We start from the raw sequence: 15,771 nt of genomic DNA on the forward strand, positions 1-15,771 counted from the left end.
TCCGGCAGCAACCAGAACCCCGCGCGCCTTTTTCCTGGCGACTGTGGCAGGTCTAGTGTCGGCCAATGGCGGACGGCAAAACTGGTCAACGGACTCCTAATGCGCAGCGCGCGACATCGGCGTTTCCGTTTCGGGGCGGGACAGAGCGCCTTCAGGCGCGGCTGACGGCGAAAGAAATCCACAGCCGCGCACAACGCGAAGCGAATGGCAAAGGGTGAGGAGATGGTCGGGCCGGGAGATGCGACGCGCTATTCGCCATTGCCACTCAATCGTCCCGGAATTCGTCTTCCTCGTTGATCAACTGACCAATCGACTTGGCTTGCTTGCGCGGCGGGATCGAGCTGGTGACGTCCGGCCCGCGCTGGCCGTAGCCGTAGCGCCGCTGCTGCGCGCGCGCCGCCACCGCCTCGCCGGATTGCGCGGCCGGCTGACAGATCAGGCGGCGGCTGGCGCGGCGCATCAGGTCCACATGGATGTGGTCGTAGTGATAGACGTTGGAGCCCGGCGCCAGCACCGTGGTGAACTGCTGGCACGCGCCGCCCTGGACGTCGCGCAGAAAACCCTGCTCCTCCGGCAGGCCGATCCAGCCGTCCTTGACGGTGATGCGGCGACCGTCGGCGAGCATGAAGGCGGAGATGTCGAGCGCGTTGCCGAAGGCGTGCTCCGAGATGTGCGCACTCGGATTGCCGTTCATGCCGCGGCAGGAATAGGCCGAGATCTGCTTGATCTCGACGACCTTGGTGCCGAACCAGCGCTGCGCCGCCGGCTGCACCGATTCAGCGATCCAGCGGTCCAGCGCCGAGACGATCGGACAGGCGAGCGTCGCGGTCGGCTTCACCGCGACGGGGCCGACGGTGCCGACCGGATCGCGCGACGGTCCGAGCCGCGGCGGTGGTTCCTGCTGCGGATAGGCGGTGCGCCCGGCAGGCTGCCCGCGATAGGGCGCGGCGGGATAGGACGCGTCGGCCGGCTGGTCGACGTCGTCCTCGCCGGCCGGTGGATCGAGTTGCAGCGGCGCGCCGGGCGGGACGCCGTAGGACGGCGATGCCGGACCAGGATAGGCCGCGTTCGACGACGGATAGGCCGGCTGCGGCGCGGCCTGTGGCTGATAGGTCGCAGGCGGGGCATAGCGTTGCGGCGGCGGGTTGATCGGCCAGCGCGGCTGGCCGCCGATCGCGGCCGGCGGACGCAGGCTTTCGTCGGCGAAGCCGTAGCTCGCGGTCGATTCGCCGAGCGCCGCCACCTTCAGCGGATAGTCGGCGCCGCACATGCCGGGGCCGGTGATCGGGTCGATGCGGACGATGTCCGCGCTCTCCTTCACCGCGCCCGATTTCAGGCAGGCGATCTCGGCCTCGGCCCGCCACGGCTCGCGCTCCTGGAAAAATCCACGGCCGCAACCCGCAAGCGAGACAAGGACGATGGAGCCGACGAGATACAAACGAACTCCGCGCGTCATATGCAGAGGTTTGCGGCAATTTGCTTAAGGACCTGTCAATGCCGTCCCTTTACGGCACGCAAACCATCGCGACGTGAAAGGCAGTCGTTTTACGGGGAAGCGACAGCCGCGCTGTCTTTTTTGCCGATGCCGATCTTGTATGTGTGGCGCGCGCTCTGCGGAGCGCAGGCGTCAAGAGCCAGCGCACGCCAGGTGCGCGAGAGATGCGAAAACGGGAGCCGTCCCATGAGCCTTGCCGATCGGCTGAGCATGGTGGTCACGTATGTCGTGTTTGCATTTGTCGGCGCGATCATCGTCGGGATGATCTGATCGCCGCGATCCGATCGATCAATTGACGGGCCGCGTGCGGCCCCGGCCCCATCGTCTCTTCGGCTCTCCGGCTGTGACCCTCGTCACAGATCGCGCGGTCGCCCGCGTCTAAGAGTTCCCTCAGGTTCACGACGCCGTCCGAGGGAGCTCATTCATGAAGACCGTGTATCTGGCCGCAGCAGCCGTTCTGATCGCGAGCAGCGCCGCGCAGGCCGGCAGCTCGATCGCGTTCAATTTCGACGGGCACAAGATCCGCGTCACCGTGCCGCGCAACTGCCAGTCACTGTCCTGCCTGCAGGTGTCCGGCATCGACCTCAGCGGGCTGAAATCCTCCAAGCTCGACGATGACGATGCGCCGGCGAGCGGCGCGCCTGCGACCGGCGCTCCGGCCGCAGCGGCGCCCGTGGCGGCTCCGCCGGTCGTCAACGCGCCGGCGCCTGCCGCCGCCGCGCCGGCCGCGGCTGCACCGGCCCCCGCAGCGCCCGCTGCCGTCGCGCCATCCACGACGGTGCAGATGCCGGTGCCGCCGGCACCGGTCGCCGAGACCGCGCCTGCTCCCCAGGTAGCGCCAGCACCCGCGCCGGTCACCGTTGCCGAGGCGCCTGCCGCAGTTCAGCCGGCTCCGGTGCCGGCAGTCGATCCGAACTCGCCGCTCGGCCTGTGGGCCACCGAGGGCGGCAAGGGCAACGTCGTGATCGAGCCGTGCGGCGCCAACATCTGCGGCTTTGCCGAGAAGACGCGCGAGAAGATCCTGATCAACATGAAGCGCAAGGACAGCAAATGGGTCGGCCGCATCCACGATCCGGACGGCGGCGGCAACTACGACTCCACCGTCGTGCTCAAGAATCCGAACACGCTGCGGGTCCAGGGCTGCGCCTTCGGCGGCCTGTTCTGCGGCGGCCAGACCTGGAAGCGCGTGAGCTGACCGCCATCCCTCGACATCGGCGAACGCAAAGGCCCCGCCGGGATCAGCACCGGCGGGGTTTCCTGCGCGTGGCGCCCGCTACGCCACCTTGGCGGGGATCGCCGCGGGCATCGCGAGGCGCAGCGGCAGCGACAGCCGCACCCGCAGGCCGCGCGGCGCGTTCGGCATCAGCGCGATGCCGCCGTCATGTTTCTTCATGATCTCCTGCGCGATCGACAGGCCGAGGCCGAAGCCGCCGGCGGAGCGCGCCTGGTCGAGCTTGACGAATGGCTCCAGCGCGCGCGCCTGCAGCGCCTGCGGAATGCCGGGACCGTCGTCGGCGACCTCGATCGCGATCATGCCGTCGGCCAGGGTCGACAGGCTGACCACGACCTCGCTGCCGTGCTTGACGGCGTTCTCGACCACGTTGGTGACGGCGCGCGACAGCGCCCGGGCCCGGCCCTCGCAGACCAGCCGCGACGGTCCATCGAAGCTGACGGCGTGGCCGACATCGGCGAAGTCGCAGCAGATCGTCTCCAGGAGGCTCGACAGCTCGATCCGCGCCGGCTGCTCGGCCTTGGTGTCGTCGCGCAGATAGTCCAGCGTCTCGTCGAGCATACGACTGACCTGGTCGATGTCACGCAGCATCGCGCCGCGCATCTCGCCCTGGGCGATCCGCTCCGAGCGCAGCCGCAGCCGCGTCAGCGGCGTCCGCAGGTCGTGGCTGATCGCCGCCAGCATCCGCGTGCGGTCGTCGAGCAGCGCGCGGATGCGCGCCTGCATCTCGTTCAGCGCCTCGGCGACCTGGGCGATCTCCCGCGGGCCACGCCGGCTCAGCGGCTCCTGCGCACCCGGCGAGCGGCCGAATGCGGCGGCCGCGCGCGCCATCTCCGACAGCGGCCGGATGATCGCCCGCGCCGCGTAGATCGACAGCAGCACGCCCAGGATCAGGATGAGGAACAGGAACACCGCCGCCGGCTTCAACACCATCGACCAGAATTCGAGCCGCGGCACGTCGTCGAACACCAGCGCGCGCTCGCCGTCGACCTGGACGATGATCTGGGTCGGCGGCGCCGCGCCATAGCCGACGCCGTGGAGCAAGGTGACATCGCGCAGCACGCTGAGCTGGCGGCGCGCCAGCCGCGAGGTCCATGGCACGTCCCTGACCGGCTTGGCGAGCAGCGTCAGCGAGCTCAGCGGCACCAGCTCGACCTGGATGCCGGAGCTGCGCAGGCTCGACAGGCTGCTCTCGACAGCCACGGGGTCGTTCGCGGCGCGGACGAAGTGCACCGCCTCGGCGACGCGCGCGATGCCGTAGGCCGGGGATTCCTGCTCGTCGGGCGGATCGAGAAACAAAAGCGCGGCCGCGATCATCAGCACCATGCCGAACAGCACCGACAGCGACGCCAGGGTCACGATCTGCGTGGTGAGGCCGAGGCGCGGGCACGGCTTGCTATCAGGCGTCATCGATGGTCTCGACTCTTGGCGTGAAGACGTAGCCGCCGAGGCGCACGGTCTTGATCAGGGTCCAGCTCCTGGCGCCGGGCTCGATCTTCTGGCGGATGCGGCTGATGTGAACGTCGATGCTGCGCTCGACCGGCCCGGCCTGCCCGCCATGCGCCAGCTCGATCAGCTGCTCGCGCGACAGCACGCGGCCGGCGTTGCGGCAGAACGCCAGCAGGATGTCGAACTCCGCGCTGGTCAAGGTGATCTTGACGCGGTCGGGATCGAACAGCGTGCGCGTCGCCGGCTCGATGCGCCAGCCGTCGAAGGTCATCGGCGCCTGCCGCGCCGCGATCACGGCGGGGTGCAATTGCGACCGGCGCAGCAGCGCGCGGATGCGCGCCACCAGCTCGCGCGGATTGAACGGCTTGACGACGTAGTCGTCGGCGCCGAGCTCGAGGCCGAGGATGCGGTCGATGTCCTCGCCCTTCGCCGTCACCATGATGATCGGCACCGTCGATATCTGGCGCAGGCGGCGGCAGATGCTCATGCCGTCGTCGTCCGGCAGCATCACGTCGAGCATGATGAGGTCGACCTGCTCGCGCTGCAGGAGGTCGTTCATCGCGGCCGCGGACGACACGAAGCGCGGCGCGAAGCCGTGCTCCTGCAGGAGCTCGGTGAGCAGCGCCGCGATCTCGCGATCATCCTCGACGCAGAGGATCCGCGCGGCGGCCGGCATGTTTGCGTCTGCGGCCACGACGGTATTGTGTGACGACATCATGCGCGGAACATGGTCGATTTTGGCCAAAAAGAACAGCCCGAAGCGACGCGCGATCGTGGCGAAAGTAAGCTGTATTGTTAAGGCGGAAACATTTCTTCACGCGACTTAACCCCGCGCAATCGTTAACCTGCCTAGGCTCTGCGCATCAAACAAACACCAACGGGGAAGTCCTGCGGCGTGGCCGACCAGCCGGCGCGGCCTCCTGTCGAACCGCGATCGTATCAGCCGCCGTGAAGCCCGTCCTGCTCGCACTCTGCCTCGCCACGCCGCTGCTCGCCGGCTGCTCCGTCGGCCCCGACTACGTGACGCCGGAGTTCGGCGTGCCACAACGTTGGAGCAGCGACCGCAACCAGCCGGCGCAGACGCTAAAGCTCGCGCAGTGGTGGCGCAACCTCCACGATGGGCTGCTCGATCAGCTGATCAGCGAAGCGGTCGACGGCAATCTCGACGTCGCCGCCGCCAAGGCGCGCATCCGCGAGGCGCGGGCGACGCAGCGCCAGGCCGTCGGCGCGCTGTTCCCCACCGTGAGCGGCACCGGCACGGCGACGGAGACCCGCAGCGCCGGCAGCACCACGAATGGCATCGCGATCGCTCCGACCACCTATAGCCAGTACCAGGCCGGCTTCGATTCGAGCTGGGAGCTGGATCTGTTCGGCGCCAATCGCCGCGCTGTCGAAGCCGCAAGCTACGGCGTCGACGCCGCCGAGGACGATCTGCGCGCAACGCTCCTCACGCTGATCGGCGACGTCGCCTCCAACTACATCGATGCCCGCGCCTATCAGGCGCGTGCGGCGCTGGCCCGGCGCACCGCGGCCTCGCAGCGCGAGACCGCGGCGCTGACCGAGCGCAAGCAGAATGCCGGCTCGGCCTCGGCCGTCGACACCGCCAAGGCGAGCGCGCTGGCCGCCAGCACGGAAGCAACCATCCCGACCTATGAGAGCAGCTATCAGCAGGCTGTCCATCGGCTCGGCGTGCTGCTCGGCCGCGACCCGACGGCGCTGAACCTTCGCCTGTCGCTGGTGACTCCGATCCCGTCGCCGCGCCTGCCGCTGCCCAAGGGCATCCCGGCCGACGTGCTGGTCATGCGCCCCGACGTGCGCAAGGCGGAGCGGCAGCTCGCGCAGTTCACCGCCAAGATCGGACAGGCGACCGCCGCGCTGTACCCGGATGTCAGCCTGACCGGCACGGTGTCGACCACGGCGTTGAAGCTCGGCGATCTCGGCAAGAGCTCGACGATCGGCTGGTCGATCGGCCCGAGCCTGTCGGTGCCGATCTTCAACGGCGGCAAGCTGCAGGCCGCGGTCGAGGTCGCCGAGGCGCAGCGCGACGAATACCACGTCGCCTGGCGCAGCGCGGTGCTCAGCGCGCTCGAGGACGTCGAGAACGCCATCGTGAGCCTCGGCCAGGAGCGCATCCGCATCCGCAGCCTGAGCGAGTCGGCGCGGCGCTATGGCGAGGCCGCACGGCTGTCGCGCTCGCTCTACCAGACCGGCTCCAGCACGTTCCTCGACGTGCTCGATGCCGAGCGCTCGCAATTCACGGCCGAGGACAGCCTGCTCGCGAGTCGCGCCACTCTGGCGAAGAACTACGTGGCGCTGGCCAAGGCGCTCGGCGGCGGCTGGACCGGCGCAGTCGACAGCTCGGTTCCCGAAATCGTCGACGGCGGCACCGGCCCGCATCTCGCACAGGTCGGCGCGCCCAGGTAATTTCCGCAGCCCTTTCGAAGTCAAGGCGATGAACGCACCCCTGCCCCACATGCCCCGACCGTCCGCTACGGAAGACGGCGTCCCGCCGGTGCTGAAGCCGAAGCGTCCGCGCCGCCGGGCTGTGCTGATCATCAGCCTGCTCGTCGCGCTCGCGCTGGCCCTCCTGTTCGTTACCCGGTTCACACGCAATCCGAACGCCAACCTGGTGACGGCGCCGGTCACCCTCGGCGACATCGAGCAGACCGTGCTCGCCACCGGCACGCTGAAACCGGTCAAGCTGGTGGCGGTCGGCGCCCAGGCGTCGGGACGGCTGGTCGCACTCAACGTCAAGCTGGGACAGAAGGTCAAGGCCGGCGATCTGATCGCGGAAATCGACTCGCTGACGCAACAGAATACGCTGCGCACCAACGAGGCGAGTCTGCGCAACGTCCGGGCGCAACGCGACGAGAAAGTCGCCACCCTGGCGCTCGCCGAGGCGAACCTGGCGCGGCAGCAGGTCACGCTGGCGCAGAAGGCCTCGTCGCGCGCCGACTACGACAGCGCCGAGGCGACCGCGAAGCAGACCCAGGCCCAGATCGCGCAGTTGGACGCACAGATCGTCGAGGCCGAGGTCGCGATCGAAACCGCGCGCGTCAATCTCGGCTACACCAAGATCACGGCCCCGATCGACGGCACCGTGCTGTCGATCGTCACCCAGCAGGGCCAGACCGTCAATGCGGTGCAGTCGGCGCCGACCATCGTCGTGCTCGGCCAGGTCGAGACCATGACGGTGCGCGTCGAAATCTCGGAGGCCGACGTCGTCCGGGTCCGGCCGGGACAGAACATCTACTTCACCATCCTCGGCGATCCCGACCGCCGCTACGAGGCCACGCTCGGCACGATCGAGCCGGCGCCGGAATCGATCAAGAGCGATTCGAGCTTCTCCTCGAGCTCGACCACGACATCGAGCAGCAGCAGCACGTCGTCATCATCCACATCGTCGGCGATCTACTACAACGGCGTGTTCGACGTCGCCAATCCTGAGGGGCGGCTGATGACCTACATGACGGCCGAGGTCCACATCCTGCTCGGCGAAGCGCGCAACGTGCTGACGATCGCCTCGTCGGCCCTGGGCAATGCCAATCCGGACGGCAGCTACAACGTCCGCGTGCTCAATGGCGCAGGCGCCCTGGAGAAACGCGCGGTGCGGATCGGCCTCAACAACAAGATCAGGGCCGAGGTGCAGTCCGGCCTGCGCGAGGGCGAGCGGGTCGTGATCTCGGCGCCCGAGCAGGGCCCGAAGCAAACCGTGATGCCGCCGCCGCCCGGAGGCGCATGATGACCGAGGTCCTGATCGACCTGCAGAATGTCGGACGGTGCTACGCGTCCGGCGAAGGCACGGTCCACGCTTTGCGCGGCGTCGACCTCCGGATCGCGCGCGGCGAGATGGTGGCGATCATCGGCCAGTCGGGCTCCGGCAAGTCGACGCTAATGAACATCCTCGGCTGTCTGGACCGTCCGACGTCCGGCAGCTACCGGATCGCCGGACGTGAAATGAGCTCGCTCGATCCGGATGAGCTGGCGGCGCTGCGGCGCGAGCATTTCGGCTTCATCTTCCAGCGCTATCATCTGCTCGGCGAGCTCACTGCCACCGAGAATGCCGAGGTGCCCGCCGTCTATGCGGGGCTTGGCCCGTCGGCCCGGCGCCGCAAGGCCGAGGCGCTGCTGCAGCGGCTCGGCATGGGCAGCCGCACCGATCACAGGCCGGGACAGCTCTCCGGCGGGCAGCAGCAGCGCGTCTCGATTGCCCGCGCGCTGGTCAACGATCCCGACGTGATCCTCGCCGACGAGCCGACCGGTGCGCTCGACCGCGCCAGCGGCGAGGAGGTGCTGCGCATCCTCGACGAGATCAGCGCCTCCGGCCGCACGGTCATCATCGTCACGCATGATGCCGGCGTCGCGCAGCGCGCGCGCCGCATCATCGAGCTGCAGGACGGCCGCGTCATCTCGGACAAGCCCAATCCACTTTCGCCCGGGCCGGCGGCTGCCGCCGCGGCCGAGGACGCCGGATCGCCGGCGCCGTCATGGTGGCGCAGTCATCTCGACCGCTTCCGCGAGGCGGCACGGATGGCGCTGCTCGCCATGAATGCGCACCGGCTGCGCGCCTTCCTCACCATGCTCGGCATCATCATCGGCGTCGCCTCCGTCGTCATGGTGCTGGCGCTCGGCCGCGGCTCGCAGGCGCGGGTGCTGGAGAACATCAACCGGCTCGGCACCAACACGCTGGAATTCTTTCCCGGCAAGGATTTCGGCGACACCCGTTCCAGCAAGATCAGGACGCTGGTGCTCGCGGATGCCAAGGTCATGGCTGAGCAGCCTTACGTGGATGCGATCTCGCCGACGGTCTCGACCACCAGCACCTTGCGGTTCGGCGCCGTCGAGGTCAGCGCCCAGATCTCGGGCGTCGGCGAGCAGTATTTCCGCGTCAAGAACACCGAGCTCGCGGAAGGCAGCTATCTCGATGCCGACACCGTGCGATCCTACGCCCAGGACGCCGTGATCGACGACAATGCGCGCAAGGCGCTGTTTCCGGATTCCGACGTCAGTCCGCTCGGCAGCGTCATCCTGATCGGCAAGGTGCCCTGCCGCGTCGTCGGCGTCACCAAGCAGCAGCAGGCCGGGTTCGGCTCCAGTTCCACGCCGATCGTCTATCTGCCCTACACCACGGTGCAGGCGCGCTTCCTCGGCAACCAGGTGCTGCGCAGCATCAGCGTCCGCGTCGACGAGGCGACGCCGATGGCGGCGGCCGAGCGCGCCGCGACGGCGCTGCTGACGGCACGGCACAACGCCAAGGACTTCTTCGTGCTCAACACCGACGACATCCGCAAGACCGTCGAGAGCACGACGCAGGTTCTGACCCTGCTGGTGGCGGCCATCGCCGTGATCTCGCTCTTGGTCGGCGGCATCGGCGTCATGAACATCATGCTGGTATCGGTGTCCGAGCGCGTCGGCGAGATCGGCGTGCGCATGGCGGTCGGCGCGCGGCGCAGCGACATCCTGATGCAGTTCCTGATCGAGGCCGTGCTGGTCTGCCTGCTTGGCGGTGCGCTGGGCCTGGCGCTCGCGGTCGGCTTCGGCACGGTCTTCAACGCGCTCGACGTCGGCTTCCAGCTGATCTATTCGCCGCTGGCCATGGTCGGCGCCGCGGTCACGTCGATGGCGATCGGCATCGGCTTCGGCTACATGCCCGCCCGCGGCGCCTCGCGGCTCGATCCGGCAACGGCGCTGGCGAGGGAGTAGGTTGAGGCGCGCATGAGCGACCGGCGGAGTAGGTGCTCGCCACGACGGTAGTGCGCTCCCTCTCCCCGTTCTTCACGGGGAGAGGGAGCCTGCCACGCTCTGCCGAACTAGCTGCTTTCCATCGCTGCGAACGACAGCAGCCATCCTACTTCACCGGGCGCTTCTCCAGCTTGCGCGCCAGAGTCCGGCGATGCATGCCGAGCCTTCTTGCGGCTTCGGAGATGTTGAAGTCTGTCTCGATCAGGGTCTGGTGGATACGCTCCCACTCCAGCGTCTTGATCGAGGTGGAACGCTCGGCCAGCGCCACTTGCGCATTGCCCTGCGCCTTGCGGAACGCTTCCTCGATGTCGTCGGTGTTCGACGGCTTGGCGAGATAATGGCAGGCGCCGAGCTTGATCGCCTCCACCGCGGTGGCGATGCTGGCAAAGCCGGTCAGCACCACGATCAGCATCTCCGGATCATGCGCGTGCAGCTTCTCGACGCAGACGAGGCCGGAGGCGCCGCCGAGCTTGAGATCGACGACGGCATAGCCGAACGTCTTCTGTTTGAGGATCTCGTCGACATCCTCGAGCGACGCCGCGATCACGGCCTCATAGCCGCGCCGTTCGAACGAGCGCTTCAGGGTGCGCGCAAAACCGTCGTCGTCCTCGACGATCAGGAGGGACAGGTCATTCGCCATCGCGCTCTCCAATCACAAGCGTCGACAACGGCAGTGACAGCCGTACGGTCGCCCCACGTCCCCGGTGGTTCCAGGCCGAAACGCTGCCGCCCAGCTTGCGGATCACGTTGACCACCAGGAACAGGCCCAGACCGCGCCCCGGGCGGCCCTTGCTCGACTGATAGGGACGTCCGAGCTGGCCCAGCATCGCCGGATCAAAACCCGGCCCGCGATCGCTGACGCTGAGCAGCAGCTGATCGCCGTCCCGTTCGGCGACGAACTCCACCCACTCGCGCGAGACTTCGAACGCGTTGTCGAGCACGTTGACGATCGCCTGCTTCAGCGCGACGTCGGAGACGATCGTCGGATCCGAGCCGAACTCGTTGCGGAACGTCAGATTGCGCGCCGAGCGCGCCGCGCTCCATTCGGCGACCAGCGTCGTCAGGAACGCCTTCAACGTCGTGGGCGCCGAGCCTTCGCCCCGCGCCTGGCCGGCCGAGACCAGGATGTCAGTCACGATCGACTTGCAGCGCTGCACCGCCGCTTCCATTTCGGTGAAATCCTCCGCGAGCGTCGGATCGGCAGAGATCGCGGTCATGCGCCGCCAATCGTTCAGGATCACCGAGATCGACGCCAGCGGGGTCCCGAGCTCATGCGCGGCACCTGAGGCGAGCAGGCCCATGCGGATGATGTGATCCTGCTCGACGGCGTGCTGGCGCAGATCGGCGAGCTTGGCGTCGCGCTCGCGCAGGTTCCGGTTGATCCGGGTGACGAACACGACGAGCAGCACGGCGTCGAGCACGAAGCCGACGAACATGCCGGTGATGTGCAGGGTGAAGGCATCGCTGACGTGATGCTGCGGCAGTTGCAGCGGGCGGTACTCGATGGTGAGCCAGATGAAGCTGAGCACCGTCAGTGCGACCAGCGACCAGGACGAGCGCGCATCGAGCAGCACGGCCCCCAGCGTGACCTGCAGCAGATAGAGGCACGTGAACGGATTCGACGCGCCGCCGGTGAGATAGAGCTCCGATGTCAACGCCACCACGTCCAGCATCAGGGCGATCAGCAAATGGCGATTGCCGACGTCGTCGCGCCTGCGCAGCCAGATGTGGCTGGCGACGTTGAGCGCCACCAGCGCGCAGATGATCGCCACCATCGGCAGCACCGGCAGCGCGATGCCGAACCAGGTGGTCACGAAGCCGATGGTGACGATCTGGCCGACCACGGCGATCCAGCGCAGCTGGATCAGCAGCACCATGTTCTTGCGGTTGGTCGCGTCCCTGGTCGGCAGCGGCGCGTTGATCTCGGGTGTGGCGATCGCGGCCACGGCTCCGAACGGCAGGTTGGGCGCCTCGCTTCTCATGAGGCCACGTCCGGTCTCCGCCGCCAGAACGGGAAGCTTCGATCCCTCAACACGTCACCCCGCATCCACCCATGTCCTGCCGCCGCTGATCCCATTCCACATCCTGCGCCGCCGGCGCTTCGGGTCACGCTGCGCGCGGCGGAGCCGCTGCAGCCCGGCGCCGGCCAGCATGAGAGCCAATGTAAACCAGGTGAGCGCGTAAACCAGATGGTTGTTCGGAAACGAGATCACGGTGAGTCCGCCGATCGGAAGCCCGCCGGGATTCGGGGTCGCATCGGCATCGACGAAGAATGGCGCGACGTCGGACAGACCGCGCGCCGCCGCGATCGCCCCGACGTCACGTGAATACCAGCGATTCCCCGCGGGATCGTTGTGGCGCAGGAAGCCGCCGCCCGGCTCGGAGAGCCGCAGCAATCCCGTCACGCTGACCGTGCCATCCGGGTTCCCGGCGCTGCGGCTTGCGCGGGCGCGGCGATCCGCGGGCACGAAGCCACGATTGACGAGCACGGTGCCGCCGGCGGTCCGCAGCGGCGTCACCACCCAATAGCCGGAGCCCTCGACCGTCAGCGCCTGCACCAGCGTCTCGCGATCGTTGAGAAAGCGGCCGCTCAGTGTCACCCGCTTGTACTCGTCATCGCTGCGATTGATCGCCGGCCAATCCGCCGGGCCCGGCGCCGGCACAGGTTCGGCATGAACGCGGCGCTCGACACGATCGATCAGGTCGAGTTTCCAGGCCCGCCGCTCGATCTGCCAGACGCCCAGCGCCAGCAGAATCGCGACGCACGCAACCCACGCCGCGCCGATCGCGAGCCGCAGCGCGCCGGATCGCCCGCGGCCGGCCTCATCGCGTTCCCCTGCCCCGTCGGCAGGAGCCGACATCACGGCGTCTGGCCCATCTCGTGCACCGGCATCATGTTGGTGGTCAGGTGATGCATGACCCAGAGCGAGCCCGAGAGCGCGATCACCACCATGATGATGGTGAAGATCAGCGCCATCATGGTCCAGCCGCCCTCGGCCTTGGTGTTCATGTGCAGGAAGAAGATCATGTGAACGACCACCTGCACGGCCGCGAACGCCATGATGATCAGCGCGGTGGCCTGCCTGTCGAGCGAGCCGTTCATCACCAGCAGAAACGGAATCGCAGTGAGGACGACGGAGGCGCCGAAGCCGATCAGCTGGCCGGAGCGCGTGCCGGCATGGTCGTCGGCCGAGCCGTGCGCGTGTGCATCAGAGCTCATCGCAGCATTCCCATCAGATAGACGAAGGTGAAGACACCGATCCAGATCACGTCGAGGAAGTGCCAGAACATGCTGAGGCAGACCAGCCGGCGGCGGTTGGCCTCGATCAGGCCGTGGGTCCTGACCTGCACCATCAGCGTGGCCAGCCAGACCAGACCGAACGTCACATGCAGGCCGTGGGTTCCAACGAGCGTGAAGAACGACGACAGAAAGGCGCTGCGTTGCGGCGTCGCGCCCTCATGGATCATGTGCGCGAACTCGGTCAGCTCGATGCCGAGGAAGGCGAGGCCGAACAGCCCGGTCACCACGAGCCAGGCCTGCATCGCGCCAACGCGGTTCTGCTGCATCGACAGCATCGCGAAGCCATAGGTGAGCGAGGACAGCAGCAGGAACGAGGTGTTGACCGCGACCAGCGACAGGTCGAACAGGTCCTTCGGCGCCGGACCAGCGGCATATTTGGCGCCGAGCACGCCATAGACGGCGAACAGGATCGCGAAGATGAGACAGTCGCTCATCAGATAGATCCAGAAGCCGAGCATGGTGCTGCTGCCTTCGGCGTGCTCGTGCTCGTCGACGACGTAGAAGACCGGTTCCCCCGCCTTCATCGTGCCCATCGCGACCGTCATGACTTGGCTCCTGCCGCGAGCAGCTCGGTGCGCGCACGCTCGGCGCTGACGACCTCATCGGCCGGGATGTGGAAGCTGCGGTGATAGTTGAAGGTGTGGCCGATCGCGACCGCGAGCAGCGCGACGAAGCTGCCCGCCGCCATCCACCACATGTACCAGATCAGGCCAAACGCCATGGTGGTGCTGAGCGCTGCCAGGACCACGCCGGTGCCGGTGTTGCTCGGCATGTGGATCGCCTTGAAGCCGGCGAGCGGACGGGTGTAGCCACGGCGCTTCATGTCCCACCATGCGTCGTTGTCGTGGACGACAGGCGTGAAGGCGAAGTTGTAGGCCGGCGGCGGCGACGACGTCGCCCATTCCAGCGTACGTGCATTCCAGGGATCGCCGGAGACGTCGGCGAGCTGCTCGCGGCGCAGGATGCTGACCGCGATCTGGATCAGGAAGCTCGCGATGCCCAGCAGGATCAGGAACGCGCCGATGCCGGCGATCACGAACCAGATCTGCAGGCTCGGATCGTCGAAGGTGCGCAGGCGACGTGTCACGCCCATCAGGCCGAGCACATAGAGCGGCATGAAGGCAAAGTAGAAGCCCACCGTCCAGAACCAGAACGACAGCTTGCCCCAGAACGGATCGAGCCTGAAGCCGAACGCCTTCGGGAACCAATAGGCGATGCCGGCGAACAGGCCGAACAGCACGCCGCCGATGATCACGTTGTGGAAATGCGCGACCAGGAACAGGCTGTTGTGCAGCACGAAGTCGGCCGGCGGCACCGCGAGCAGCACGCCGGTCATGCCGCCGATCACGAAGGTCAGCATGAAGGCGACCGTCCACATCATCGGCAGCTCGAAGCGGATGCGGCCGCGATACATCGTGAACAGCCAGTTGAACATCTTCGCACCCGTCGGGATCGAGATGATCATCGTGGTGATGCCAAAGAAGGAGTTGACGCTGGCCCCCGACCCCATGGTGAAGAAGTGGTGCAGCCAGACCAGATAGGACAGGATGGTGATGACGACGGTGGCGTAGACCATCGAGGTGTAGCCGAACAGCCGCTTGCCCGAGAAGGTCGAGGTCACCTCGGAGAAGATGCCGAACGCCGGCAGGATGAGGATGTAGACCTCGGGATGGCCCCAGATCCAGATGAGGTTGACATACATCATCGGATCGCCGCCGAAATCATTGGTGAAGAAGTTGGTGCCGACGTAGCGGTCGAGCGACAGCAGCGCCAGCACCGCTGTCAGCACCGGGAAGGAGGCGACGATCAGGACGTTGGTGCACAGTGACGTCCAGGTGAAGACCGGCATCTTCATCATGGTCATGCCGGGGGCGCGCATCTTGACGATGGTGCAGATCAGGTTGACGCCGGATAACAACGTTCCCACGCCGGCAACCTGCAGCGCCCAGATGTAATAGTCGACGCCGACATCCGGACTGTAGGACAGGTTCGACAGCGGCGGATAGGCCAGCCAGCCGGTGCGCGCGAACTCGCCGACGAACAGCGAGCACATCACCAGCACGGCGCCGGACGTGGTCATCCAGAAGCTGAAATTGTTGAGGAACGGGAACGACACGTCGCGGGCGCCGATCTGCAGCGGCACGACATAGTTCATCAGGCCGGTGACCAGCGGCATCGCCACGAAGAAGATCATGATCACGCCGTGCGCCGTGAACACCTGATCATAGTGGTGCGAGTTCAGGTAGCCTTCGGAGCCATTGAAGGCGATCGCCTGCTGCAGGCGCATCATCAGCGCATCGGCGAAGCCGCGCAGCAGCATGACGATGCCGAGCACCATGTACATGATGCCGATGCGCTTGTGGTCGACGGTGGTGAACCACTCTTTCCAGAGATAGCCCCACAGCCGGAAATAGGTGATCGCGCCAAACAGCGCGAGACCGCCGAGCGCGACCATGGCGAAGGTGCCGACGATGATCGGCTCGTGCAGCGGCAGCGACTCCAGCGTCAGCCGGCCGAAGATGATCTTTGTGAGCTCTGCTGTATCGAACATGA

At 67.2% G+C, this 15,771-nt stretch carries 13 protein-coding genes; 4 read left to right on the forward strand and 9 right to left on the reverse strand.

Going from position 1 to position 15,771, the window contains the following annotated elements:
• Window positions 1-265 precede the first annotated feature (265 nt).
• Window positions 266-1,456 carry an extensin-like domain-containing protein gene (locus ACQR2C_RS02240; RefSeq protein WP_315802097.1) on the reverse strand — a complete coding sequence of 397 codons (1,191 nt, stop codon included), beginning with the start codon at window positions 1,454-1,456 and terminating at the stop codon, window positions 266-268.
• Window positions 1,457-1,919: 463 nt separating this feature from the next.
• Here ACQR2C_RS02240 and ACQR2C_RS02245 point away from each other — a divergent pair, with 463 nt between their 5' ends.
• Window positions 1,920-2,690 carry a DUF2147 domain-containing protein gene (locus tag ACQR2C_RS02245; RefSeq protein WP_434880333.1) on the forward strand — a complete coding sequence of 257 codons (771 nt, stop codon included), beginning with the start codon at window positions 1,920-1,922 and terminating at the stop codon, window positions 2,688-2,690.
• 78 nt (window positions 2,691-2,768) lie between these two features.
• On the opposite strand, the gene ACQR2C_RS02250 is transcribed toward ACQR2C_RS02245, so the two are convergent.
• Window positions 2,769-4,136, reverse strand: coding sequence for an ATP-binding protein (locus ACQR2C_RS02250; RefSeq protein WP_434880334.1), 1,368 nt, complete (start codon window positions 4,134-4,136; stop codon window positions 2,769-2,771).
• Window positions 4,126-4,893 carry a response regulator gene (locus tag ACQR2C_RS02255; protein ID WP_315802094.1) on the reverse strand — a complete coding sequence of 256 codons (768 nt, stop codon included), beginning with the start codon at window positions 4,891-4,893 and terminating at the stop codon, window positions 4,126-4,128. Before ACQR2C_RS02255 ends, ACQR2C_RS02250 begins: the two co-directional genes overlap by 11 nt.
• A 230-nt stretch (window positions 4,894-5,123) precedes the next feature.
• On the opposite strand from ACQR2C_RS02255, the gene ACQR2C_RS02260 reads away from it, so the two are divergent.
• From ACQR2C_RS02260 to ACQR2C_RS02270, 3 genes are read left to right on the forward strand one after another with little or no spacing between them, the layout of a single operon-like run.
• Window positions 5,124-6,599: an efflux transporter outer membrane subunit gene (locus ACQR2C_RS02260; protein WP_434880335.1), complete on the forward strand. Its 1,476-nt coding sequence runs from the start codon at window positions 5,124-5,126 to the stop codon at window positions 6,597-6,599.
• 28 nt (window positions 6,600-6,627) lie between these two features.
• Complete coding sequence (locus ACQR2C_RS02265) at window positions 6,628-7,917, forward strand: efflux RND transporter periplasmic adaptor subunit (protein ID WP_316181682.1); 1,290 nt, start codon at window positions 6,628-6,630, stop codon at window positions 7,915-7,917.
• Window positions 7,917-9,878: a MacB family efflux pump subunit gene (locus ACQR2C_RS02270; protein ID WP_434839440.1), complete on the forward strand. Its 1,962-nt coding sequence runs from the start codon at window positions 7,917-7,919 to the stop codon at window positions 9,876-9,878. Before ACQR2C_RS02265 ends, ACQR2C_RS02270 begins: the two co-directional genes overlap by 1 nt.
• 145 nt (window positions 9,879-10,023) lie before the next feature.
• Here the strand turns inward: ACQR2C_RS02270 and ACQR2C_RS02275 are convergent, their stop codons facing one another.
• Genes ACQR2C_RS02275 through cyoB form a run of 6 tightly spaced genes read right to left on the reverse strand, consistent with a single transcriptional unit; the run spans window position 10,024 to window position 15,769 of the window.
• Window positions 10,024-10,557: a response regulator transcription factor gene (locus ACQR2C_RS02275; RefSeq protein WP_434873184.1), complete on the reverse strand. Its 534-nt coding sequence runs from the start codon at window positions 10,555-10,557 to the stop codon at window positions 10,024-10,026.
• A complete protein-coding gene (locus tag ACQR2C_RS02280) occupies window positions 10,547-11,899 on the reverse strand; it encodes an ATP-binding protein (RefSeq protein WP_315802090.1) in 1,353 nt (450 codons plus the stop codon). The genes ACQR2C_RS02275 and ACQR2C_RS02280 overlap by 11 nt, the downstream gene beginning before the upstream one ends.
• Window positions 11,900-11,953: 54 nt before the next feature.
• The gene (locus ACQR2C_RS02285) at window positions 11,954-12,778 is read right to left on the reverse strand and encodes an SURF1 family protein (protein WP_434880336.1); all 825 of its coding nucleotides are present in this window, start codon (window positions 12,776-12,778) and stop codon (window positions 11,954-11,956) included.
• Window positions 12,778-13,137 carry a cytochrome o ubiquinol oxidase subunit IV gene (gene cyoD, locus ACQR2C_RS02290; RefSeq protein WP_434880337.1) on the reverse strand — a complete coding sequence of 120 codons (360 nt, stop codon included), beginning with the start codon at window positions 13,135-13,137 and terminating at the stop codon, window positions 12,778-12,780. Before cyoD ends, ACQR2C_RS02285 begins: the two co-directional genes overlap by 1 nt.
• Window positions 13,134-13,763 carry a cytochrome o ubiquinol oxidase subunit III gene (gene cyoC / locus ACQR2C_RS02295; RefSeq protein ID WP_316181674.1) on the reverse strand — a complete coding sequence of 210 codons (630 nt, stop codon included), beginning with the start codon at window positions 13,761-13,763 and terminating at the stop codon, window positions 13,134-13,136. The genes cyoD and cyoC overlap by 4 nt, the downstream gene beginning before the upstream one ends.
• Complete coding sequence (gene cyoB, locus ACQR2C_RS02300) at window positions 13,760-15,769, reverse strand: cytochrome o ubiquinol oxidase subunit I (protein ID WP_434880338.1); 2,010 nt, start codon at window positions 15,767-15,769, stop codon at window positions 13,760-13,762. The genes cyoC and cyoB overlap by 4 nt, the downstream gene beginning before the upstream one ends.
• Between the last annotated feature and the right edge of the window lie 2 nt (window positions 15,770-15,771).

Origin of the sequence: Bradyrhizobium sp. HKCCYLRH3061, from assembly GCF_051168015.1 — a bacterium.
Lineage (GTDB): Bacteria > Pseudomonadota > Alphaproteobacteria > Rhizobiales > Xanthobacteraceae > Bradyrhizobium.